A 21,705-nucleotide genomic window follows, 5' to 3' on the forward strand; every position below is an offset into this window, starting at 1 on the left:
CCAAAAGGCCCGGCAGAGCTGCTACTCTGCCGGGCCACTCTTTTCAATCTAGCTCAGACCGAAAAAGAGCCGGACGATGGCCACGATCAGGCTCAGTGCCGCGATCACGACCATCCATTTCCGATAACTTGCGTCATCCAGCAGTATCACCTCCTTTCGCCGCGACGTGTCGCGACGGGCGGAGGGTAAGTCAGGAACGGTTAACCAAAGATGGGCCGTCGCGTGGGGCCTTTAGGCCACCAGCTGTTCCGCCCGCTTCAGATCGACGGAGACGAGTTGCGACACGCCCTGTTCCTGCATGGTGACACCAAACAGCCGGTCCATCCGCGCCATCGTCACCGCATGGTGCGTGATGATCAGGAACCGGGTATCGGCGCGGTTCACCATCTCGTCCAGCAGGTCGCAGAACCGGGTCACGTTCGCGTCGTCCAGCGGCGCATCGACCTCGTCCAGAACACAGATCGGCGCCGGGTTCACCAAGAACACCGCAAAGATCAGCGCCATGGCAGTCAGCGTCTGTTCCCCGCCGGACAGCAGCGACAGGACCGACAGCTTCTTGCCCGGCGGCTGGCACATGATCTCAAGCCCCGCTTCCAGCGGATCGTCGGATTCGACCAGCACGAGGTTGGCCTCCCCCCCGCCAAACAGATGCCGGAAGAGCATGCCAAAATTGCGGTTCACCTGGGTAAAGGCCGCCAGCAACCGATCGCGCCCCTCCCGGTTCAGCCCGGCAATGCCCGAACGCAGGGTCGCAATCGCCTCTGTCAGATCGTCCTTCTCACGGCTGAGGATCATATGTTCGGACGCAACCTTCTTGGCATCCTCTTCCGCACGCAGATTGACGGCACCAAGTGCGTCGCGCTGCCGCCGCAGGCGGTTCAGGTCATTCTCGATCGCCTCCGCCCGGGGCATCGCCCCGGTATCAACACCCAGACTGTCCAGCAGCTGCTTGGGGGTCATCTCCTGTTCCTCCGCGATCCGCTCCGCCGCACGTTCCACCGCCTCCTGCGCCGCGTCGCGCCGCGCCTCAGCCCGGGCCCGACTTTCGCGCGCCTCCGACGCCAGCCGCTCCGCGTCGCGCTCGGCGGTCACCGCATCCCTCAGCACCGCCTCGCGACGCGTCAGCATGTCAGTCGCCTCTGCCTTACGTGCCTCGGCCGTGGCAATCGACGCATTCAGATCCGAACGTTTCGCGGCCAGGTCCTGCGGCACGGTGCCGGCCTGTTTCAGATCGGCCTCTGTTTCGCTCCGACGCAGGTCGATCTCGCCAATCCTTTTGTCCGCTGTCTCAAGCCGCTGCCGCCAGCCACTCATTTCCTTGATCACTTCCTGCGACCGGCGCAGCCGTGCCTCACCATCGCGGCGCAGTTCGTCATGTTCGGTGCGGCGCGACATCATCGTCAGGCGCGCGGCCTCGACCGCCATCTTGACCTCTTCATTGGCAGTGCGCGCAGTCTCCAGATCAGGAAGTTCGCCCGCCGCCTTCTCCGCCTCTTTCAGCTGCTTGGACGCCGCCAGAGCCTCCTCCTCATGGCGTGTCACAGACAGGCCCACACTTTCCAGCCGGCTCTCCGCCAATGCGAAATCGGCCTCCGCCCGGTTAAGCCGGCGCGCGGCCTCGCTGACCAGCCGGTCGGCATCCCGGCGGGCCTGACGCGCGATCCGGTCCGCCTCTGTCAGATCGGCAAGCCGTTTCGACAGGCTCTCATGCGCCGCCCGTGCACCTTCGAACTGCGCCGTGGCGCGGGCCAGCTCCTGTTTCAGCTCTTCCAGCCGGTTCATCTGTTGCAGCCGCATGGCGGCGGCCGAAGGCGCATCCTCGGCCCAGGCGCGGTAGCCATCCCACCGCCACAGATCGCCCTCGAGAGATACCAGCCGCTGACCGGGCTTCAGCAGCGGCTGCAGCCGCGCCGCCTCCTCCGGCTCAATGATCCCGATCTGCGCGATCCGGCGGCGCAGAACCTCCGGGACCGTCACCACATCGGCCAGCGGCCGGACCTCTCCGGGCAACCCCGGCAACGCGCCGTATTCCGGCATTGCCAGCCAGCCCGACGGCCCGTCCTCTGCCACCTGCGGCGCCCGCAGATCATCGGCCAATGCCGCGCCAAGCGCCTGTTCATAGCCGGGCGTCACCCGAACGGCGTCCAGAACCTGCCCGCCTTCGGCCGTATCGCGCTGCATCAGCCGGGCCAGCGCCGTGGTCTCTGCCTCAAGCGCGTTGACCTCACCTTCTGCCGAGGACCGCGCGCCGCGCGCCTCCGCTTCGCGCTGCTGCGTTTCCCCGCGCGCGGCATCGGCTTCGGCCAGCGTATCCTCGGCATTCTGCGCGGTGCGCTGCGCAATGCTCAGCGCATTTTCCGCCGCGCCGCGTTCCTGCGTGGCGCTGACCAGAACCTCACGTGCCGCGACAACAGCCGCCCGGGCCTTTTCGACCTCCGCCTCGGTACGCGTCATGGTACGGCGGCTGTCATCAAGAACCCGGTGGGCCGACTGATGCCGGGCCGCAAGCCGTGCGACATCTTCCGTCAGTTGCGACAGATCGTTTTCGCGCTGCGTCAGGATCGCCCCGGCCTGCCGCGCGGTTTCCGCAGCAGCGGCAAGCGCCTCCGAATGGCCTTCACTGGCCTTGGCCAGCTCTCTCTGTTCCCATTCAAGCCGCGAAATCGTTTCGCCTGCGTCGCGGTTCAACCCCTGCTCACGGTCGCGGTCGCGAACCAGCTGGTCCAGTCTCGCACGCAGCGCCTCGATCCGCTCGGCGGCCCGCGTCTCCTCTTCGGAAAGCGCATCCCGTTCCACGACCAGCCGTTGCAGAACCGCGCCTGCGATGGCCTCTTCCTCCCGCAGGGGGGGCAGCGCGGCCTCGGCAGCCGCGCGACCTTTGCCCGCGTCCAGCGCCGCCTTTTCGGCCTGAGCTGCCTGCATCACCGCGGTTTTCAGCGCGTCCAGTGCCACGCTGCGGCTTTCCTCTGCCTCCTGCCAGCGACGGAAGAGAAGCATTCCCTCCGCCCGGCGCAGTTCGGCACCGATGGCGCGGTAGCGCTGCGCCTGGCGGGCCTGACGCTCCAGCGTCTGCATCTGTTGCGCCAGCCCCTCGATCACATCATCGACCCGGGTCAGGTTCTGCTCCGCCCCGTTCAGCTTCAGCTCCGCTTCGTGCCGCCGCTGATAGAGGCCGGAGATCCCCGCCGCCTCCTCCAGCACCCGCCGCCGCGACTTGGGCTTGGCATTGATCAGCTCTGAGATCTGGCCCTGCCGCACCAGCGCGGGCGAATGCGACCCCGTAGACGCATCGGCAAAGAGCATCTGCACATCCCGCGCCCGCACATCCTTGCCATTGGCCTTGTAGGCAGAGCCCACATCGCGGGTGATCCGCCGCACGATCTCGATCCCGTCGGCATGGTTGAAGGCCGAGGGCGCCAGACGTTCACTATTGTCGATATGCAGCGCCACCTCGGCAAAGTTCTTGGCCCCGCGCGACGACGCGCCGGCAAAGATCACATCCTCCATCCCGCCACCCCGCATCGCGGTCGGGCGGTTTTCCCCCATGACCCAGCGCAGCGCCTCCAGCAGATTGGACTTGCCGCAGCCATTCGGGCCGACAACGCCGGTCAGCCCGTCCTGTATCAGCAGGTCGGTCGGGTCGACGAAGCTTTTGAACCCGGTCAGTCTGAGTTTGGAAAAGCGCAAATTCTGGGCCTGTCGGTGATTCCGGCTGTCGGAGAAGGGTGACGGAACCGCCCCCCTTCTGTCAACTTTGCGCCCTCAGCATATGGGTCACTCATGCAGGTTATCCCCAATATATTGCGCATATCCCTAGCAACGCTCTGCCCAGCCCCCCTCCACTGCGCCGCAATCCGCCATTTTCGCCCCTTGACCGGATCGTGCCGCCACGTCACTACAAAAGGGCAAGGTTCCTCATCAGGGTGCACACCACCCGAGGATCAAATGGGAATGCGGAACAGGTGACCCAATCCGGGGCCTTCAGCCGCAGCCGCCCCCGCGACTGTCAGCGGAGAGCGCGTGCCAGAGCCACTGGGAAACCGGGAAGGCGGCACAGCGCAGAGACCCGCCAGCCAGGAGACCAGCCCTGCGCCATATCAACCGGCCGTCGGGGATGACGGTCCAGGAGGACAGAACATGCATATCGAACCCGGAATTGTCACTGGCGCCAAAATGGTGCTGAGCTATGGAACAGCGGCCGCCGCCGCGACCTATACCGCCAAGCTGGTATGGGATCAGGTCAAGACCGGCGACGTCGCCCGGCTCGCCATCGGCACGGTCACGTCGACCATCCTGACCTTTGTCTTCTTCCAGATCCTGCCGCATTTCCCAGTCGGCGTGTCAGAGGTCCACTTTATCTTGGGCTCGACCCTCTTCCTGCTGTTTGGCGCGGCCCCTGCGGCCATCGGTCTGGCGCTTGGCCTTCTGGCTCAGGGCGTGTTTTTCGCACCCTTCGACCTGCCGCAGTACACGATCAACGTGACCACCCTGCTGGCGCCGCTCTACGCTATGTCGCTGCTGGCCCGCCGGATCATTCCCGCAGGCACCCGCTATGCCGATGTGAGCTACAAACAAGCCTTTGCGCTCTCGACCACCTTCCAGGCCGGAGTTGTCGCATGGGTCGCTTTCTGGGCCTTCTACGGCCAGGGTTTTGGTGCAACCACCGTCGCCTCCGTCATGTCCTTCGGCGCCGCCTATATGATGGTTGTCCTGATTGAACCGCTGGCCGATCTTGCCGTCCTCGCTGGCGCCAAGACCCTGCGCGACACCGGTTTCGCAAAGCTCTTCACACCACGGCTCTTCGCCGCCGCCTGATCCGCAGGCCAGTCGAGTACCGTTACGGGCGGCCCCGCAAGGGCCGCCTTTCCCCCTTTTGAAGAGGCCCCCATGCCCGCCAAGATCCCCGCCACCGTCGTTACCGGCTTCCTCGGCGCCGGCAAAACCACGCTGATCCGCCATATGCTGCAGAATGCAAACGGCAAGCGGATCGCGCTCATCATCAATGAATTCGGCGATCTCGGCGTCGATGGCGACATCCTGCGCGGCTGCGGTGACGAGACCTGCCGCGAAGAAGACATCATGGAGCTGTCGAACGGCTGCATCTGCTGCACCGTGGCCGAGGATTTCATCCCCACACTCGAAAAGCTCCTCGACCGCGACGACCGCCCCGACCATATCGTGATCGAGACCTCCGGCCTCGCCCTGCCCCAGCCGCTGGTCCGCGCCTTCAACTGGCCCGCGATCTCCACCCGCGTCACCGTCGACGGCGTGGTCACCGTGGTCGACGGCCCGGCCCACCACGCCGGCACCTTCGCCCATGACGTGGCCGCCGTGGATGCGCAGCGCGCGATGGACGAGAACCTCGACCACGAAACGCCCCTGTCCGAACTCTTCGAAGACCAGCTCGCCTGTGCCGACATGATCGTGGTCAACAAGTCCGACCTGATGGACAGCAGGGCCCTCACCGCCACCACCCAGACCCTGACCGAAGCCGTCCGCCCGGGTGTCCGCATCGTCCAGGCCGCCATGGGCGCCCTGCCGACCGAGGTCCTGCTTGGGCTTGAGACCGCCGCCGAGGCCGATATGGAGGCCCGCCACGAGGTCCATCATCATCACCACCATGATGATGACGAAGACGACGACCACCACGACCATGAGCACGACCACGGCCATGACGAATTCGAGTCGTTCGTCGTCACCCGCGGCGAAATCGCCGATCCCAAAGCCTATGCCGAACAGGTGGCCGAGGTCATCCGGACCCACGGCATTCTCCGCCTCAAAGGCTTTGCTGCCGTCACGGGTAAACCCATGCGCCTGACCCTGCAGGCCGTCGGTCCGCGCATCGACACCTATTACGATCAGCCCTTTGGCACGGCCCCCCGTGAAACCCGCCTCGTCGTGATCGGCCAGACCGGCCTCGACCGCGCCGCCATCGAAAAGGCCCTGGTATCGGACGGAGTTCCCGCATGATCACCGTCGAACCCGGCAATCCGCTGATCCCGCCCGCCTCCGATCTTCTCGATGCCAGCCAGGCCCTGATGCGCCGCCTCTTCAACCCGGAGGAGAACCATTTCCTCTCCCATGCCGCGCTGGCCAAACCCGACGTGCGCTTCTTCACCGCCCGCGACGGGACCGAAACCCTCGGCACGGCGGCCCTGAAACTCTGCGACGGCTATGGCGAGGTCAAAAGCTTCTTCGTCACCGAAGCCGCCCGTGGCCGTGGCGTCGGTGCCGCCCTCCTGCGTCAGATTGAAGACACCGCCCGCGCGGAAGGCCTGACCCTCCTCCGCCTCGAAACCGCCGACAAACTTGACGCCGCCTGCCGCCTCTACGAACGCCACGGCTTCACCCGGCGCGGCCCCTTCGGCGATTACGAAGATAACAATACCTCGGTATTCATGGAAAAATCCCTTCCCACCCCGGCCTGACCGCCCCCTTCATCTTTCCCGAAATACTCCCGCCGGAGGCCTCGCCTCGCAGAGGCGATCCGGAGCCCGCCATGCACCTTCTCGCCGCCACCCCCGGACGTGTCGACGACACCGAAGCGGTCGATCTCAACCAGACCCCGGCTGATCTGATCGTGATCTCCGCCGCCGATACCGAACTCGCCGCCCTCTCCCAGGCCCGTGCGACGATGGAGCACCCGCCAACCCTCCGCCTCGCCAACCTGTCGAACCTGCAGCATCCGATGTCCGTGGACCTGCATCTCGACGATACGGCGACAAAATCGAAACTCGTGATCGCCCGTATCCTCGGCGGCGCCGCCTACTGGTCCTACGGCCTGACCCAATACGCCGCCCGCCTGCGAGAGGCCGGCGTGCCCTTCGCCGCCCTGCCCGGCGACGACAAACCCGATGCGGAACTCCGCGCCCTCTCCACCATCGAAGAAGACGACTACACCGCTCTCTGGCAGGCCCTCGTCGAAGGCGGCCCCGAAAATGCCACCACCTTCCTCACCCATGCCCGCGCCATCATCGCCGATACGGAGCGCCCGGCCCCGCCCCGCCCCCTGCTCAAATCCGGCCTCTACTGGCCCGGCGCCGAGGGCCCTGACCTGACGATGCTCCGTCAGAGCTGGACCGAAGGCGCGCCCACCGTCCCCATTGTCTTCTACCGCGCCCTCCTGCAGGCCGGGGACCTCGGCCCGGTCAACCGCCTGACCCGCCAGCTCCTGCGTGCCGGTCTGAACCCGCTTCCCGTCTACGTCGCCTCCCTGAAGGACCCGGTCTCCGCCGCCACGCTCGACCACCTCTTCACCGAAACCACGCCGGAGCTCATCCTCAACCTCACCAGCTTCGCGGTCGGCTCCCCGCATGGCGACGAAACCGGTCAGAACCCCCTGACCGCCGCCTCCGCCAACAAGAGCCCGGTCTTCCAGGTCGTCCTCTCCGCCACGTCGGAGGAGGTCTGGTCCGACACCCTCACCGGCCTCTCCGCCCGCGACATCGCCATGAACGTCGCCCTGCCAGAGGTCGACGGCCGCATCCTGTCCCGCGCCGTGGCCTTCAAGGGCGAGGTCCATTTCGACCCCGACACCCAATGCCCCATCGCCGGCTGGCAGACCCGGGGCGACCGGATCGATTTTGTCACCCGCCTTGCCGCGAACTGGACAACCCTGCGCCGCACCGCCCCCGCCGACCGCAAAACCGCGATCATCCTGGCGAACTACCCCAACAAGGACGGCCGCCTCGCCAATGGCGTCGGCCTCGACACCCCCGCCGCCACCGTCCATGTGCTGAGACTGCTGGCGGAAAACGGCTATACCCTTAAAAACGCCGCCGCCGACAGCGCCGGCCTGATGGCGGAAATCACCGCGGGCCCGACCAACCACCTCACCGACCGCACCGAAAGACAGGGCGGCACCTTCCTGCCCCTCGCCACCTATCTCCACCATTTCAACGCCCTTCCCTGGGAGGTGAAGCAACAGATCACCACCCGCTGGGGCCGCCCCGAGGACGACCCCTTCCTGACAGAGGCCGACCCAAAGACCGACCCCTGCTTTTTCTTGCCTGAAATATCCCCGCCGGAGGCATCCGACGCCACCACAAGCGCGCCGCCTGCCAAGGGCACAGCGGGCTTCAAACTCTCCCTCCACCCGCATGGCAATGTGATGATCGGCGTCCAGCCCGCCCGCGGCTATAATATCGACCCGGAAGAGACCTATCACAGCCCCGACCTGCCGCCGCCGCACAACTACCTCGCCTTCTACATCGCGCTGAGAGAGGCCTGGGGCGCCCAGGCCATGATCCACATGGGCAAGCACGGCAATCTCGAATGGCTGCCCGGCAAGGCCATTGCCCTGTCAGAAACCTGCCTGCCGGAGGCCGTGCTGGGCCCCCTGCCCCATATCTACCCCTTCATCGTCAATGACCCGGGCGAGGGGACACAGGCCAAGCGCCGCGCTCAGGCGGTGATCATCGACCACCTCACCCCGCCCCTGACCCGCGCCGAAAGCTACGGTCCACTGCGCGATCTCGAAGCGCTGGTGGATGAATATTACGAAGCCGCCGGCGTCGACCCCCGCCGCATCACCCACCTGCGCCGCGAGATCCTGTCGCTCACCGCGGCCACCGGCGTCGATCAGGACGCGGGCTTCACCGGGGCGGAGGAGACCGACCTCGCGAAACTCGACGCCTGGCTCTGCGAGCTGAAAGAGGCACAGATCCGCGACGGGCTGCACATCTTCGGCCAGTCGCCAACAGGCCGGCTGCATCGTGACTTGCTCATCGCCCTGACCCGCATCCCGCGCGGCGACGGCAAGGGGGCGGACGCCTCCCTCCCCCGCGCGCTGGCCACCGATCTGGCGCTGGACTTCGACCCGCTCGACTGCGACATGGCGGCTCCCTGGACCGGCCCCCGCCCGGAGGCTCTGCAAGCGCTCTCGACAGAGACATGGCGGAGCACTGGCGACACGGTGGAGCGTCTCGAACTGCTGGCCGCGCAGCTCCTCGACCAATGGCTCGACAACCGCCCGACCGCCCCCGGCCCCGCCGCAACCCCTGTCCTCACCGCCATCCGCGACACCATCGCGCCAGTGCTGAGCAGCTGCGGCCTGCAGGAAGGCTCGGGCCTCCTCACCGCCCTTTCAGGGCAATTCGTCGACCCGGCGCCATCCGGCGCGCCCACACGGGGCCGGCTGGACACCCTGCCCACCGGGCGCAATTTCTTCAGCGTCGACAGCCGCGCCGTGCCCACCCCCACCGCCTGGAAACTCGGCTGGAAGAGCGCGACCCTGTTGATCGACCGCCACCTGCAGGACCATGGCGATTACCCCCGCACCCTGCTGATCACCGCCTGGGGCACCGCAAATATGCGCACCGGCGGCGACGATATCGCTCAGGCCCTCGCGCTGATGGGCGTCAAACCCACCTGGGACGCCGCCAACCGACGCGTCACCGGGTTCGAGATCCTGCCCGCCACCACGCTCGGCCGCCCCCGCGTCGACGTGACCCTGCGCATCTCCGGCTTCTTCCGCGATGCCTTCCCTCAGCTCATCGCACTCTTCGACAGCGCCGCCCGCGCGGTCCAGCAGCTGGACGAACCCGAGGACATCAACCCCGCCGCCGCCCGCACCCGCGCCGGCGAGGCAGAGCACCGCATCTATGGCTCCAAACCCGGCGCCTATGGCGCGGGGCTGCAGGCCATGATCGACGAAAGGCTCTGGAACGACCCTGCCGATCTGGCAGAGGCCTATCTGACCTGGGGCGCCTATGCCTATGGCGCGAAAACCGAAGGCGCAGCGGACCGCGCGGGCCTCGAACAGCGGCTGTCGCAGACCCAAGCGATTGTCCAGAACCAGGACAACCGCGAACACGACCTTCTGGACAGCGACGATTACTACCAGTTCGAAGGCGGCGCCTCTGCCGTGATCCAGCACCTCCAGGGGGCCGCCCGCCCGGTCTATCACAATGACCACTCGCGCCCCGAACGGCCCGTGATCCGCACGCTGGACGAAGAGATCGCCCGCGTCCTGCGCTCCCGCGTGGTCAATCCGAAATGGATCGACGGGGTCAAACGCCATGGCTACAAGGGCGCCTTCGAGATCGCCGCGACTGTCGACTACCTCTTTGCCTTTGCCGCGACGACCGGTGCCGTGAAGAACCACCATTTCGACCTGGTCGAACAGGCCTTCCTCGAAGACGAGGCCACCCGTGACTTCATCCAAGACGCCAACCCGGCCGCGCTGAAGGAAATCGCCGAACGCCTGCAGGAAGCCATCGACCGCAACCTCTGGACGCCGCGCTCCAACTCCGCCCGCGCCCGCATCGCGGCGCTGACGTGACCCCCGCTGCACATCATCTTCGTCTTGCCGCGAATATCCAGAGCGGCACTCTGTCCGACAGTCGCGGAACCGCTGCGGCCGCGCCCCTGTCCCCATAAGCGAACCTGGCGCGATATGACCCCTGTCCCAGCCCCGATCCGACTGTCCCCAAACGCCCCCGAAATTCCGGCAACGCGCGACCTGCTCATACGTGCCTTCGCCTATATGGAGGGCCGGATCGACCCGCCCTCTTCCCTTGGTCGTATGACGGAGGGCAGCCTGCGGCGGGACGCAGAGGAAAAAGAGCTCTGGATCATTCCCGGCCCGGGCCTTCCGGGGCAGTCCATCAGCGCTCCACTTGCCTGCGTCATCCTGACCCCAGATCAACACCACCTCTACATTGGCAAGCTCGCCGTGGATGAAACGGCGCGCGGCCTTGGCCTCGCCCGGGTCCTGCTGGACCACGCCGGGACCCGCGCCCGATCGCTTGGCCTGCCACTGCTCCGCCTGCAGACGCGAGTCGAACTGACCGAAAACCACGCAACATTCATGGCCCTCGGATTTCAGGAGGTCGGCCGGACGGCGCATTCGGGCTATGACCGGCCGACGAGCATCACCTACGAACGCGCTGTCAACAGTGACGGACCACCGGCAGACTGATCCCGCGCCGCCCCTTCAGCACCGCCTCGACCTCACAGGCCGGGGCAGCACGCCCGCCGCAATTCAACCGGCCGACAAGAACCGCAGCATCCCCGGCAAGCTGCGTGACCCGGCATCCGCTGGCCATCTGCATTGCAATGGCCCCCCGACCGGCAAGCGGTCCGATACGCGGCGCAAACTGCGGGTTCGTCCGGACGGATTCCGCGATATCCCCGGTGACATATACCGTGAAATCACTGCCTTCGACGCTGTGCCGGCTGACAGCCCCATTGCCGAATCCGGGGGTCGGCGCATCGCATCCGCCGACAGTAGAGACGGCTAAAAGCACAGCAAAAGAAGAATAAATCCGGGTCATTTTCTATTCAGACCACCCGCCGATTAACATGTGATTAACGGAAAGACCGGGCTGCGACATCTTGCCCACACGCATTCACATTTTTGAATGTTATATACATTCATAATTGTGAATGTTTAGGAGATCGCCATGACACAGCCAACACGTCCCGCGGATCGATACACGCCGCTGTACTTCCTGTCCTCGGTTGGGGCCGGCGGCCTGGCCGTCACATTTTTCATGTACCTGATGTTCTGGGTGCCGCATCCAGACGCCCCGGTTCCGGTCTTCAATGACATCCTGGCCGCCTGGTCCACCGGCACCCCGCCCCGGCAGATCGCAATTGTCATCGCCATGACCGGCATTGCGGTCTTTGCCTTCCTCAACATCAAGGCCCTGCTCTGGAACCTCGCGGCCTTTGCAGAATTCGCCAGGACGGAGGCCTATACCGCATTGCGCCAGTCGAATGCCGAGGCGACCCTGCTCGCCCGCCCCCTCGCCTTGGCCATGTCGGTGAACGCGCTCTTTATCGTCGGCCTCGTCTTCGTGCCGGACCTCTGGAATATCGTCGAATACCTCTTTCCCGCCGCCATGCTGGCCTTTGTCCTGATCGCGGGCCTCGCCCTGCGCGAGATCGGGGTCTTTCTCGGCCGCATCCTGTCCTCGGGCGGCGCCTTCGATATGACGCAGCACAACAGCTTCGGGCAGCTTCTGCCCGCCTTCGCCCTGGCCATGACCGGCGTCGGGCTGGCCGCACCGGCTGCCATGTCCACCAATCCGACAACCGTGGGCGTTGCGCTGATCCTGTCGACATTTCTGGCGACGGCTTCGACCATCTATGCAGCGATTGCCCTGATCACGGCCATGTCGTCCATGCTGCACCATGGTACCGCGAAGGAAGCCGCGCCGACGCTTATGATCGTTGTGCCCCTGATGACCATCCTTGGCATTCTGATCATGCGTCAGGACCATGGCCTGCACACGACATTCGGCGGTCACACCACCACGGCCGACACGCTGATGTTTCTCGCGCGGTTTGTCTCTGTTCAGCTGCTGTTCCTCGCGCTTGGCCTGGTTGTCATGACCCGGCAGGGCTATTTCAAATCTTTTGTCTTTGGCCACAAAACCTCGCCCGGGTCCTACGCGCTGGTCTGCCCCGGGGTCGCCTTTCAGGTTCTGATGTTCTTTTTCATCAACAAGGGGCTTGTGGCCGCGCAGATCATCGACAAGTTTTCGCCCGCCTACTGGGGTCTGACGGCCGTCGCACTGACCGCGCAGGCCGCCATGGTTCTGCTCGTCTTCCGGCTCAACCGGCAGCATTTCGGACGGCCCCGGTCGACAGCGGCAGTTCCCGCGGAATAATCCCGGAGCAGTAGAGATCAGGGGCGGCCCCGCCGGGCCGCCCTTTCGCTTGCCCGCCCCTGCCCCGCGCGATACCTCTGTTCCGCGCCATGCAGGAGACAGCCATGACCACCGATCCCGACCGCCACGCCGAAAAGATGGCCAAGAAGAAGGCCGCCCGCGACAAGATCATGGCAACCAAGACGGATGAAAAGGGTCTGGTCATCGTTCACACCGGCAAGGGCAAGGGCAAGTCGACCGCCGCCTTCGGCATGATCTTTCGCTGCATCGCGCATGAGATGCCCTGCGCCGTGGTCCAGTTCATCAAGGGCGGCATGTCCACCGGCGAGCGCGACCTGATCCTGTCGGCGTTCCCTGACAGATGCGCTTTCCATACGATGGGCGAAGGCTTCACCTGGGAAACCCAGGACCGGACCCGCGACACGGAGATGGCCCAGGCCGCCTGGGAAAAGGCCAAAGACCTGATCCGCGATCCTGCCAACCGCATGGTCCTGCTGGACGAAATCAACATCGCACTGCGCTACGACTATATCGACGTGGCCGAGGTCATAGCCTTCCTGCAAACGGAAAAGCCGGACATGACCCATGTCGTCCTGACCGGTCGCAATGCCAAGGACGAACTGATCGAGGCCGCGGACCTCGTCACCGAAATGGAACTGGTCAAACATCCTTTCCGCTCTGGCATCAAAGCGCAGATCGGCGTCGAATTCTGACGAGTCCGGACGGGGTCTCACCGAGACAATCGGGCTGCCGCCATACTTTCGTCACAATTTAAGCGAGAATGGATCGTCACTCTGCTACCTTTGGCTGAAAGACGATAATGCTCCAGAATTCCCCCGGACTTTTTCTTCCCGGTACACATGTACCGACCTTCACCCAGACCGGCCCGAATGCGCAGCCGGTCGAGTTTGACGGAAGCTCCGGGCGCTTCACTGTACTGTGTTTTCTGGGCAGTCTCGGCAACAGACAGTCGACAGCCGCCGCCCAGGCGATGAAGGCGCGTCCCGATCTGTTCGACGGGCAGCTCGCGGATTGCATTTTGATTTCTACAAATCCCGGCGACGCCTCCGCTGATCAGATCTACGGTGCTCCGGGCTCTTACCAGCTTGTCCTCGACCTTGATGGCAAAGTCAGCGACCTCTTCGGCAGCACACGGCCCGATGCGATCGCCGCCGACGGGCGCAAACGGCTGACCCGTTTCTGGCTGATCGTGGACCCGGAGATGAAAACTGTCGCCCGCATCTCCTTTCGCGATGACATGTCGGATATCTCGGATGTCATTCAGCTGCTCGAACGTCAGCCGCGGCCCGGCGCGCCGGCCGGGCCTGAGATCATGGCACCGATCCTGTTCCTCCCCAATGTGTTCGAAGCCGATCTCTGCACACGGCTGGTCGCGCTCCATCAGACACAGGGCAGTGCCGAAAGCGGGGTCATGCGCAATGTCGCCGGCCGGACCGTGGAAGTCGCCGATCACACCTACAAAAGCCGGCGCGATCACGAAATCGCGGACAAGGCGCTGATCTCTACCCTTCAGCAACGCTTCCGGGACCGGGTCATGCCGCACATTGCCAAGGCGTACCAATTCCAGGTCACCCGGATGGAGCGCTACATCGTGTCCTGTTATGCCGCCGAAGAGGGCGGGCATTTTGCGCCGCACCGGGACGACACAACCTATGCGACCGCACATCGCAGGTTTGCCGTATCAATCAACCTGAACGACGATTTCGACGGTGGCGAGGTCAGCTTCCCGGAATTCGGGTCCCGCAGCTTCCGCGCCCCGCCGGGCGGCGCCGTCGTTTTCTCCTGTTCGCTTCTGCATGCGGTCAGCCAGGTCTCACGCGGGCGGCGATACGCTTTCCTGCCGTTTCTCTTCGACGAAGCCGCGGCCCGCATCAGGGAGAAACACAAAGCCAGCAGCAAGGGCGCCCGGCCCGGCGCGACCCCCGCAGAACCCGCTGTGTGATCCGTCAGCGCGACAGCCGATAGGCCATAAAAAAACCCGGCTGCAATGCGCCGGGTTTTTCTTTGATTATGACGCGCCGGCTCAGTGCAGCTTCGTCTCGACCGTCGCGATGGAATCGTCGATCATCTTGTTGGCATCCGCTGCCTTCATCTGACCGGCAATGACCTCGCGCGCCGCAGCCACGGCCACGATGACGGCACGGTCCTTGACCTCTTTCACGGCCGAAGCCTCGGCCGACGCGATCTGGTCCTCCGCAGCGGCAAGGCGCCGCTTGATCGAAGCATCCAGATCGACCTTGGCCTGAGCAGCAGCATCGGCCGCCTCTTTCTTGGCCGACTCGACGATGCGGTCCGCCTGGGCCTGAACTTCTTTCTGCTTGCGTTCGTAGGAGGCCAGCAGAGCCTGCGCTTCTTCGCGCAGCGATTTGGCTTCGTCCAGCTCGGCGCTGATCTGGTCAGCCCGCTTGTCGAGCAGCCCGGCAATCGTCTTCGGCACCTTGAAGTAGATCAGGATGACGACAAACAGGATGAAGGCCAGCAGAACGATGAAGTTCGTATTGGTCAGCGAAAAGAACGGGCCGGTCGCGGCGAAGGCCGGCTGGGCCATGAGGATGGCGGCGAGGGTGGCGAGAATACGCATGGATCAGCCTTTCATCCGGTCGGTGACGGCCTTGTCGATGGCCGCGCTGTCTGCACTGAAGCCGAGGGAGGCAACGACGGCCTGGGCAGTGTCCTTGGCCACGGCCTCCACGCTGACCAGCGCATTGGCGCGGATTTCTGCGATGGCCTTTTCGCCCTCGGCCTGACGGGCGGAAATCTCCGCATCCGCCTTGGCGATGGCAGCGTTCAGATCGGCCTGAATATCGGCGCGGGTCTTGGCGACGATCTCATTCGCCTCGGCCCGGGCATCGGCCAGCGCCTTTTCATAGGCGGCCTCGGCGTCCTTGGCCTTCTGCTTCAGATCCTCGGCGGCGGCGATGTCATTGGTGATGGCACCGGCGCGTTCGGCCAGAACGGCACTGATCCGCGGCAGGGCCACTCGGCTGAGGATGAAGTAGATGACGACCAGAGTGACGATCAGCCAGAAGATCTGGTTGCCCCAGTGGTCGAAGTTCAGCTGCGGCATGCCGGGCGTGCTTGCGGCATGCTCTGCAACGCCGGTCGCATCGGCAAGACCGTCTGAATGTTCTGTGGCCATATCGTCCTCCGTCGGACCATCGGGTGAAATTCGGTCGGTCTTTCCCGGGGGTCAGGACGGAACCTCCGTCCGGGGCGCATTGGGCGGAACCAAGGCTCCGCCCCTGCGTAAGGATAGCAGTCTTCAGATCAGACGGCGAACATCAGCAGCAGCGCGATCAGGAACGAGAAGATCCCGAGCGCTTCTGCGAAGGCGATGCCGATGAAGAGCGTTGCGGTCTGGGACGCCGCGGCAGAGGGGTTGCGCAGCGCGCCGGCCAGGTAGTTGGCAGCAACGTTGCCCACACCAAGAGCTGCGATGCCGGTGCCGAGGCCTGCGATACCTGCGCCGATATGTGCGAGTTGACCTTCCATGGGTGTATCTCCTTACGATTGGAAGTTGGCGTTCTTTAAGAAACGGGTCCGGACCTTAGTGCCCAGGATGCAGTGCATCCTTCAGGTAGACACAGGTCAGAATGGTGAAAACATAGGCCTGAATGAAGGCCACGAGGACCTCAAGGCCATACATCGCGGTGATCGCCAGGATCGACACGGGCGAGACCACGGCAATGGCGGCAAAGCCCGCGAAGACCTTGATCACGGCGTGACCGGCCATGACGTTACCGGCAAGACGGATGGAGTGGCTGACGGGGCGCACGAAGTAGGAGATCAGCTCGATCACCGCGAGAACCGGACGCAGCGGCAGCGGGGCGGAGGTCACCCAGAAGAGCCCCAGGAAATGCGTGCCATGCTTCATCAGCCCGTAGATCGTGACGGTCAGGAAAACCGCCAGAGCCAGAATGATCGTCACCGCGAAATGCGAGGTCGTGGTGAAGGACATCGGGATCAGGCCAAGGAAGTTGGCAAAAACGATGAACATGAAGAGCGTCATCACATAGGGGAAGAAGATCAGCGCATCCTTGCCCGCCACATCCTCGACCATCTTGTAGATGAAGCCATAGGCCATTTCCGCGACCGACTGGCCGCGCGAGGGGATCGTGGCGCGGCGCGATGTCATCATGACCATCAACGCGGCAATGCCGAGGATCGCGATCGCCATCCAGAGGGTCACATTGGTGATCGTATACCAGTGAACCGGGCCGTCGCCGAACAGCGGTTTGACGATGAACTGGTCCATCGGGTGAAAGACGAGCCCGCCGCCTTCGCCGTGCGCTGCTGCCTCACCGTGTGCCGCTGCCGTTTCAGTCGCCATCTCGGTTCCCTTCGTCTGTGGCGGGAGGAGCCCCCGCCGGCTTGTCCGCGCTGATCTCTGCCGCCGACCGCATCATGGTCTTGATGCCGGCGGCGAGGCCCAGCAATGTAAAGATCAGCATCATCACCGGGATCGTGCCCAGAAGGACGTCGAGCCCGTATCCGATGCCGAAACCGATCCCAAGACCGGCCACGAGTTCGATCACCATGCGCCAGGCGAGGTTCGCCGCCGAATAGTGATCGTCCTCACGGGGCTTTGGCGCCTGCTTGCCCTTGGCGGCGGCAATCCGGGTTTCCAGATCGGCCAGCCGGTTGGCATCGTGGTCAGACACGGTTGTCCCCTCGGAATTCTCTGGGTCTTGCTAAGGTCAAGGAATGGTTAAGTCAAGCTGACTCAATGGATGCGGAACATGAGATTAAGTTACGGAATTTTTTGAGTATTTTTGGAAATATGAAGAGGGGGTCGGGCGCCCTTTGCCCCACTATCGGCGCTAACGGGGGCGTCAGGCATATTCAACTCAGCGGTTGAGTTTAGCGCGCAACGCCGAAGGGAATTCTCAACCGGATGGTTGACCGTTGGCGGGTTGCGGGCCCAGATGGAGGCATGTCCGATACGCTCGACACCGTCTTTGCCGCTTTGGCCGACCCAACACGCCGGGCGATCCTCGCCATGTTGCTGGAGGATGACATGGCTGTGACCGATGTGGCGGAACCCTTCGAGATGTCGCTGGCCGCGATCTCCAAACACCTGACCATTCTGACCCGGGCCGGGCTGATCAGTCAGGACAAGCGCGGCCGCGTGAAATGGTGCAAGCTGGAGCCTGACGCGCTGCGTGCGGCCTCTGTCTGGATGCAGGGGTTCGGACAGTTCGAGCCGGTGAACCTCGACGCGTTTGAGCGGTTTCTCCAGGCGGAACTGCCGGAGGCCGATCCCTCCTAGGCGTGTTCGTCCTTGAGCAGGAGGACAAGGGCGAGGATCGTGATCGCCACGCCCAGCAGGATGAAAGGCGGCGGCAAGCCGCGCCCCCAGCCGGCCTCCCACAGGATGACCCAGGACGGCACGAGATAGGTATAGGCCATCACCTTGGCCGAGGGCAGACGCAGCGAGGCATATTGCATCAGCACGAAGGACACGGCGGAGGACAGGACCGCGATATAGAGGATCGTGATCCAGACGATCCCGGGCAGCGCCAGCCAGTCCGTACCGAGAATATCGCCAAAGCCATAGGCACCGACCATCACCACCGCGCCACAGAGCATGCCGAAGGTAAAGACGACCGGCGGCTCGCCGCGGTTCAGCCGCGGCACCAGCGGCGTGTAGAGCGCATGCGCCACGCAGCCCCAGAAATAAATCCATTCGCCATGACCTATCTGGAACCGGAGGAAGGCCGCGAGATCGCCGCGAAAGATCACCCACATGGCCCCGGTGGCCCCGATTGCCAACGCCCCGATCATCCGGCCCGTCGTACGCTGGCGCAGCAGAAGCCAGCCGAACACGGCCGCCATGACCGGCACCAGGGTAAAGACCGCGGCCGCCGCGACCGGATCGGCCGTCTTCAGCCCCTGGAACATCAAGACGAAATAGGTCCCGAAGACACCGCCCATCAGCAGGTAGCGCCAGGGGGCCCGCAGGGCGCTGCGGTCGATGCCCGTCGTTGCCAGCGCGACCACCCCGACCAGCACCGCCGCGATCACAAAGCGCAGCGCATTCAGAGCCGCCGGTGCGATAAACGGCGCCGCCAGTGCTCCCAGCGAAAACGACCCCGCCACGATGAAGGAAAAGAGCAGCATCGCCAGATGCCCGCGCAGCGCCTGCGTCATGGGATCAGTCGCAGTCTTTCAGATGCTGCGTATGCTCCTTGAGATAGCGCAGCAGCGTCTGCACCTTGTTGGTCCGGTGCAGATCCATATGGGTCACGAGCCAGAGCCGGCTGTCCCATTCCTCCAGCGGCGGATGCACCTCGATCAGATCGGGGTTTTCCGACTTCTCGTAGGTGCGCATGAAGCCGAGGCCCACGCCATTCAGCACCGCCTCCCGCTGGGCCTTGTCGTCGCCGGTGCGGAAAACGACCTGACGTTCGGGGATATTCTCTCGCATCCAGCGGGCAAAGGGCGCGCGGCTGGCCGGATCATCGGCGCCGACAAAGCGGTGCCCCTCCATATCGCCGGGGATGGAGGGCATGCCATGCCGTTCGATATAGCTCTTGCTGCCGTAAATGGCGAAACGCATATGCAGGAAAGGCTGGACGACATTGTCGGGCTGGCTGGGCGCGGAGCCGGCGCGGATCGCCACATGCGCCTCCCCATATTCCAGCCGGAAGAGCCGGGCGGAGGTCAGGTAGCGCAGGGTGACATCGGGATAGTCGCACTGGAACCGCGATAGCACCGGCACGAGGAAGCTCGACAGGCCGGAGATCGTGGTGACCACCAGCTCGCCTGACACATCCGACCCGCGCCCCTTGATCCGGCCCGAAAGCTGGGTGAACTGATCATCCGTCGCCTGGGCGACCCGCAGCAGATCCTGCCCGGCCTCTGTCGGCGTGTAGCCGCGCGCATGGCGCTGGAAAAGCTTTACGCCCAGCCGCGTCTCCAGCGCGTCGATATGCCGGATCACGGTGGCATGGTGCACACCTAAAACCTCGGCCGCGCCGGAGACCGTGCCCAGACGGGCAACCTGATAGGCGGTGCGGACCTCGTCCCAGTTCTCCATGATACCCTTCGTGCGCTGAGGAACCCTGAGCGCAGAGGAAATGCCTTTTTGTGCACATGTGCAAGAGGGCTGACGCGTCTGAGGCTCAGGCTGCTGACAGATAGGCCTGCAGCTGATCGGCAAAATGCGGAATTGCCCGGGGATGCGGCGGATAGCGGTCCGGCTCCATCAGGAACCAGCCCTGCCCCTCGTCACCAAAGACGATCTTGGCAGCGGCGCTGTCGGGCAGGCGCGCGACATAGAACCACGAGACGCCATTGGACCGCTCCACCCGCCGCGACCAGATCAGATCGCGCCGGATCAGCACCAGCCCCAGCTCCTCCTGCGTTTCGCGCAGGACGCAGCCCTCCGGGTCTTCTTCCCCTTCGCGCCCGCCACCGGGAAAGTCGAGATGGCCGGGCCAGGGGATCGTGTCGATATCGTCGCGCTCGATCACCAGCAGGGACCGGCCCACAAACAGGATGAGCTTGGCACCGTTGAACTCTGTTTCCATTTCGGATCGGGGGGACTGTTGCTGCATTCTGGGTCAGATATAATGCAGCCCATCCGAATTGCGATGCCCGAAGTGCCGACCATGGACGCCCTCTGCCGCGACTGCCTCAACTGGTTCACGCCCCGCGCGGGCGGCGCGCCCCGCTGCCCCGCCTGTGCCAGCCGCCGGGTCATTGCGCATGCGGAGCTGGGCACGCTGTCCATCGCCCATATGGATTGCGACGCCTTCTATGCCTCCGTCGAAAAGCGCGACAACCCGGAGCTGCGGACCAAGCCGGTGATCATCGGCGGCGGGCGGCGCGGCGTCGTCTCGACCGCCTGTTATATCGCCCGCATCCGGGGCGTCCGCTCGGCCATGCCGATGTTCCAGGCGCTGAAACTCTGCCCGGAGGCGGTGGTGATCAAGCCGCGCATGTCCGCCTATGTGGAGGCGTCGAAAGCCATCCGCGAGATGATGGAAGAGCTGACGCCGGTGATCGAGCCGCTCTCGCTCGACGAGGCCTTCATCGACCTGACCGGCACCGAACGGCTGCACGGCCACCCGCCCGCCTATATGCTGGCGCGGCTGATCCGGCGGATGCGGGACGAGCTGGGGCTGACCGGCTCCATCGGCCTGTCACATAACAAGTTTCTGGCCAAGGTCGCCTCCGATCTCGACAAGCCGCGCGGGTTTTCGGTGATCGGCAAGGCGGAGACGGCGGAGTTCCTGCGCGACAAGCCTGTCCGGCTGATCTGGGGCGTCGGCGCCGCCACGCAGGCGAGCCTCGACAAGGCCGGCATCCGGACATTTTCCGATCTGCTGAGATGGGACCGGGCCGACCTGACCGCCCGCTTCGGGTCGATGGGCGACAGGCTCTGGCATCTCGCACGCGGACAGGATGCTCGCCGCATTTCGGCACATGCGCCGGTCAAGTCGATCTCCAAGGAGACGACCTTCAACGAGGATACCAGCGATCCGGACCTGCTCGACGGCCATATATGGCGCCTGTCGGAACAGGTGGCCGACCGCGCCAAGGCCAAGCGCACCGCGGGCCGCGTGGTGACGCTGAAGCTGAAGCGGAAGGATTTCACCGCGATCACCCGGCGGGTGTCACTGCGCGACCCCGCGCAGCTGGCCGATACGATCTATCGCACCGCGCGGGGCCTGTTTGACGCCGTGGGGCCCGAAGGCCCCTACCGGCTGATAGGGGTTGGCATCTCGGACCTCGTACCGGAGAGCAACGGGGGCGCCTCCGGTGACCTGCTCGATCCGGATGCCAGGCGCCGGGGCGATGCCGAACGTGCCACGGATGCGATCCGCAAACGCTTCGGCCCCGACGCGATCCTGAAGGGGCGGGCCCTCCGTTAGATCAGAATTCCTCCGGCGGATCGATCCAGCGACCGGCCTTCCAGCGGCGATGCCGCTTGTGATCTTCGTGCAGAGGGCGGATCTGCGGGCGATGAAACCCGGTAGCGCCCATGAAAGTTCTGGCATAAATTCCAAGCATTGCGACCTCCTGATCTATCGCGTTTCGATGCTTGTAATATGAGCAATAC

The 21,705-nt window shown here is 64.6% G+C and carries 21 protein-coding genes and 1 riboswitch; of the genes, 10 read left to right on the forward strand and 11 right to left on the reverse strand.

Annotation, left to right across the window (positions count from 1 at the left end; all coding sequences use genetic code 11):
* Positions 1–231: 231 nt before the first annotated feature.
* On the reverse strand, positions 232–3,687 hold the full coding sequence (gene smc / locus ACRARG_RS09195) for a chromosome segregation protein SMC (protein WP_432689710.1): 3,456 nt from the start codon (positions 3,685–3,687) through the stop codon (positions 232–234).
* Positions 3,688–3,891: 204 nt separating this feature from the next.
* A riboswitch (cobalamin riboswitch) is annotated at positions 3,892–4,104 on the forward strand.
* Positions 4,105–4,137: 33 nt separating this feature from the next.
* Between smc and ACRARG_RS09200 the strand changes: the two genes are divergently transcribed.
* The 5 genes from ACRARG_RS09200 (at position 4,138) to ACRARG_RS09220 (ending at position 10,921) form a co-directional block, all read left to right on the forward strand.
* On the forward strand, positions 4,138–4,815 hold the full coding sequence (locus ACRARG_RS09200) for an energy-coupling factor ABC transporter permease (protein WP_432689711.1): 678 nt from the start codon (positions 4,138–4,140) through the stop codon (positions 4,813–4,815).
* Between the two features lie 72 nt (positions 4,816–4,887).
* On the forward strand, positions 4,888–5,970 hold the full coding sequence (gene cobW, locus ACRARG_RS09205; protein WP_432689712.1) for a cobalamin biosynthesis protein CobW: 1,083 nt from the start codon (positions 4,888–4,890) through the stop codon (positions 5,968–5,970).
* On the forward strand, positions 5,967–6,428 hold the full coding sequence (locus ACRARG_RS09210) for a GNAT family N-acetyltransferase (RefSeq protein WP_432689713.1): 462 nt from the start codon (positions 5,967–5,969) through the stop codon (positions 6,426–6,428). The genes cobW and ACRARG_RS09210 overlap by 4 nt, the downstream gene beginning before the upstream one ends.
* Positions 6,429–6,499: 71 nt before the next feature.
* On the forward strand, positions 6,500–10,282 hold the full coding sequence (gene cobN, locus ACRARG_RS09215) for a cobaltochelatase subunit CobN (protein WP_432689714.1): 3,783 nt from the start codon (positions 6,500–6,502) through the stop codon (positions 10,280–10,282).
* A 114-nt stretch (positions 10,283–10,396) separates the two neighbouring features.
* Complete coding sequence (locus ACRARG_RS09220) at positions 10,397–10,921, forward strand: GNAT family N-acetyltransferase (protein WP_432689715.1); 525 nt, start codon at positions 10,397–10,399, stop codon at positions 10,919–10,921.
* Here ACRARG_RS09220 and ACRARG_RS09225 read toward each other — a convergent pair.
* Positions 10,893–11,276 carry a hypothetical protein gene (locus tag ACRARG_RS09225; protein WP_432689716.1) on the reverse strand — a complete coding sequence of 128 codons (384 nt, stop codon included), beginning with the start codon at positions 11,274–11,276 and terminating at the stop codon, positions 10,893–10,895. The genes ACRARG_RS09220 and ACRARG_RS09225 overlap by 29 nt on opposite strands.
* A gap of 129 nt (positions 11,277–11,405) precedes the next feature.
* On the opposite strand from ACRARG_RS09225, the gene ACRARG_RS09230 reads away from it, so the two are divergent.
* The 3 genes from ACRARG_RS09230 to ACRARG_RS09240 all read left to right on the forward strand — a co-directional run bounded on the left by ACRARG_RS09230 (position 11,406) and on the right by ACRARG_RS09240 (position 14,580).
* A complete protein-coding gene (locus ACRARG_RS09230; protein WP_432689717.1) occupies positions 11,406–12,617 on the forward strand; it encodes a TsoY family (seleno)protein in 1,212 nt (403 codons plus the stop codon).
* A 104-nt stretch (positions 12,618–12,721) separates the two neighbouring features.
* A complete protein-coding gene (gene cobO / locus ACRARG_RS09235; RefSeq protein ID WP_432689718.1) occupies positions 12,722–13,330 on the forward strand; it encodes a cob(I)yrinic acid a,c-diamide adenosyltransferase in 609 nt (202 codons plus the stop codon).
* A gap of 107 nt (positions 13,331–13,437) precedes the next feature.
* Complete coding sequence (locus ACRARG_RS09240) at positions 13,438–14,580, forward strand: 2OG-Fe(II) oxygenase (protein WP_432689719.1); 1,143 nt, start codon at positions 13,438–13,440, stop codon at positions 14,578–14,580.
* An 81-nt stretch (positions 14,581–14,661) separates the two neighbouring features.
* Here the strand turns inward: ACRARG_RS09240 and ACRARG_RS09245 are convergent, their stop codons facing one another.
* From ACRARG_RS09245 to ACRARG_RS09265, 5 genes are all read right to left on the reverse strand, one after another.
* A complete protein-coding gene (locus tag ACRARG_RS09245) occupies positions 14,662–15,219 on the reverse strand; it encodes a F0F1 ATP synthase subunit B (RefSeq protein ID WP_432689720.1) in 558 nt (185 codons plus the stop codon).
* 3 nt (positions 15,220–15,222) lie between these two features.
* Entirely contained in the window at positions 15,223–15,777 is a 555-nt protein-coding gene (locus ACRARG_RS09250) for a F0F1 ATP synthase subunit B' (RefSeq protein ID WP_432689721.1), read from the reverse strand.
* A gap of 128 nt (positions 15,778–15,905) precedes the next feature.
* The gene (locus ACRARG_RS09255; RefSeq protein WP_303466943.1) at positions 15,906–16,130 is read right to left on the reverse strand and encodes a F0F1 ATP synthase subunit C; all 225 of its coding nucleotides are present in this window, start codon (positions 16,128–16,130) and stop codon (positions 15,906–15,908) included.
* 55 nt (positions 16,131–16,185) lie between these two features.
* Positions 16,186–16,968, reverse strand: coding sequence for a F0F1 ATP synthase subunit A (locus ACRARG_RS09260; RefSeq protein ID WP_432689722.1), 783 nt, complete (start codon positions 16,966–16,968; stop codon positions 16,186–16,188).
* Complete coding sequence (locus ACRARG_RS09265) at positions 16,958–17,299, reverse strand: AtpZ/AtpI family protein (protein ID WP_432689723.1); 342 nt, start codon at positions 17,297–17,299, stop codon at positions 16,958–16,960. Before ACRARG_RS09265 ends, ACRARG_RS09260 begins: the two co-directional genes overlap by 11 nt.
* 272 nt (positions 17,300–17,571) lie before the next feature.
* Between ACRARG_RS09265 and ACRARG_RS09270 the strand changes: the two genes are divergently transcribed.
* Positions 17,572–17,907: an ArsR/SmtB family transcription factor gene (locus ACRARG_RS09270; protein WP_432689724.1), complete on the forward strand. Its 336-nt coding sequence runs from the start codon at positions 17,572–17,574 to the stop codon at positions 17,905–17,907.
* Here the strand turns inward: ACRARG_RS09270 and ACRARG_RS09275 are convergent.
* The 3 genes from ACRARG_RS09275 to ACRARG_RS09285 form a co-directional block, all read right to left on the reverse strand.
* Complete coding sequence (locus ACRARG_RS09275) at positions 17,904–18,788, reverse strand: DMT family transporter (protein ID WP_432689725.1); 885 nt, start codon at positions 18,786–18,788, stop codon at positions 17,904–17,906. The genes ACRARG_RS09270 and ACRARG_RS09275 overlap by 4 nt on opposite strands.
* A 4-nt stretch (positions 18,789–18,792) precedes the next feature.
* Positions 18,793–19,677: a LysR family transcriptional regulator gene (locus tag ACRARG_RS09280; protein WP_432689726.1), complete on the reverse strand. Its 885-nt coding sequence runs from the start codon at positions 19,675–19,677 to the stop codon at positions 18,793–18,795.
* Between the two features lie 85 nt (positions 19,678–19,762).
* Positions 19,763–20,170, reverse strand: coding sequence for an NUDIX hydrolase (locus ACRARG_RS09285; protein WP_432689727.1), 408 nt, complete (start codon positions 20,168–20,170; stop codon positions 19,763–19,765).
* Positions 20,171–20,251: 81 nt separating this feature from the next.
* On the opposite strand from ACRARG_RS09285, the gene ACRARG_RS09290 reads away from it, so the two are divergent.
* Positions 20,252–21,517, forward strand: a complete 1,266-nt coding sequence (locus ACRARG_RS09290; RefSeq protein ID WP_432691345.1) for a DNA polymerase IV — start codon at positions 20,252–20,254, stop codon at positions 21,515–21,517.
* A gap of 1 nt (position 21,518) precedes the next feature.
* On the opposite strand, the gene ACRARG_RS09295 is transcribed toward ACRARG_RS09290, so the two are convergent.
* Complete coding sequence (locus ACRARG_RS09295; protein ID WP_432689728.1) at positions 21,519–21,656, reverse strand: hypothetical protein; 138 nt, start codon at positions 21,654–21,656, stop codon at positions 21,519–21,521.
* Between the last annotated feature and the right edge of the window lie 49 nt (positions 21,657–21,705).

The organism is Pseudooceanicola profundi (assembly GCF_050897955.1).
Lineage (GTDB): Bacteria > Pseudomonadota > Alphaproteobacteria > Rhodobacterales > Rhodobacteraceae > Pseudooceanicola.

Bases quoted from the DNA above. Each gene is read 5' to 3' on its own strand.
- cobO (WP_432689718.1), top strand. From the start codon at position 12,722: ATGACCACCGATCCCGACCGCCACGCCGAAAAGATGGCCAAGAAGAAG.
- ACRARG_RS09295 (WP_432689728.1), bottom strand. From the start codon at position 21,656: ATGCTTGGAATTTATGCCAGAACTTTCATGGGCGCTACCGGGTTTCAT.
- ACRARG_RS09275 (WP_432689725.1), bottom strand. From the start codon at position 18,788: ATGACGCAGGCGCTGCGCGGGCATCTGGCGATGCTGCTCTTTTCCTTC.
- cobN (WP_432689714.1), top strand. From the start codon at position 6,500: ATGCACCTTCTCGCCGCCACCCCCGGACGTGTCGACGACACCGAAGCG.
- ACRARG_RS09210 (WP_432689713.1), top strand. From the start codon at position 5,967: ATGATCACCGTCGAACCCGGCAATCCGCTGATCCCGCCCGCCTCCGAT.
- ACRARG_RS09250 (WP_432689721.1), bottom strand. From the start codon at position 15,777: ATGGCCACAGAACATTCAGACGGTCTTGCCGATGCGACCGGCGTTGCA.
- ACRARG_RS09255 (WP_303466943.1), bottom strand. From the start codon at position 16,130: ATGGAAGGTCAACTCGCACATATCGGCGCAGGTATCGCAGGCCTCGGC.
- ACRARG_RS09260 (WP_432689722.1), bottom strand. From the start codon at position 16,968: ATGGCGACTGAAACGGCAGCGGCACACGGTGAGGCAGCAGCGCACGGC.
- ACRARG_RS09280 (WP_432689726.1), bottom strand. From the start codon at position 19,677: ATGGAGAACTGGGACGAGGTCCGCACCGCCTATCAGGTTGCCCGTCTG.
- ACRARG_RS09220 (WP_432689715.1), top strand. From the start codon at position 10,397: ATGACCCCTGTCCCAGCCCCGATCCGACTGTCCCCAAACGCCCCCGAA.
- ACRARG_RS09290 (WP_432691345.1), top strand. From the start codon at position 20,252: ATGGACGCCCTCTGCCGCGACTGCCTCAACTGGTTCACGCCCCGCGCG.
- ACRARG_RS09245 (WP_432689720.1), bottom strand. From the start codon at position 15,219: ATGCGTATTCTCGCCACCCTCGCCGCCATCCTCATGGCCCAGCCGGCC.
- cobW (WP_432689712.1), top strand. From the start codon at position 4,888: ATGCCCGCCAAGATCCCCGCCACCGTCGTTACCGGCTTCCTCGGCGCC.
- ACRARG_RS09230 (WP_432689717.1), top strand. From the start codon at position 11,406: ATGACACAGCCAACACGTCCCGCGGATCGATACACGCCGCTGTACTTC.
- ACRARG_RS09240 (WP_432689719.1), top strand. From the start codon at position 13,438: ATGCTCCAGAATTCCCCCGGACTTTTTCTTCCCGGTACACATGTACCG.
- ACRARG_RS09270 (WP_432689724.1), top strand. From the start codon at position 17,572: ATGTCCGATACGCTCGACACCGTCTTTGCCGCTTTGGCCGACCCAACA.
- ACRARG_RS09225 (WP_432689716.1), bottom strand. From the start codon at position 11,276: ATGACCCGGATTTATTCTTCTTTTGCTGTGCTTTTAGCCGTCTCTACT.
- ACRARG_RS09200 (WP_432689711.1), top strand. From the start codon at position 4,138: ATGCATATCGAACCCGGAATTGTCACTGGCGCCAAAATGGTGCTGAGC.
- ACRARG_RS09285 (WP_432689727.1), bottom strand. From the start codon at position 20,170: ATGGAAACAGAGTTCAACGGTGCCAAGCTCATCCTGTTTGTGGGCCGG.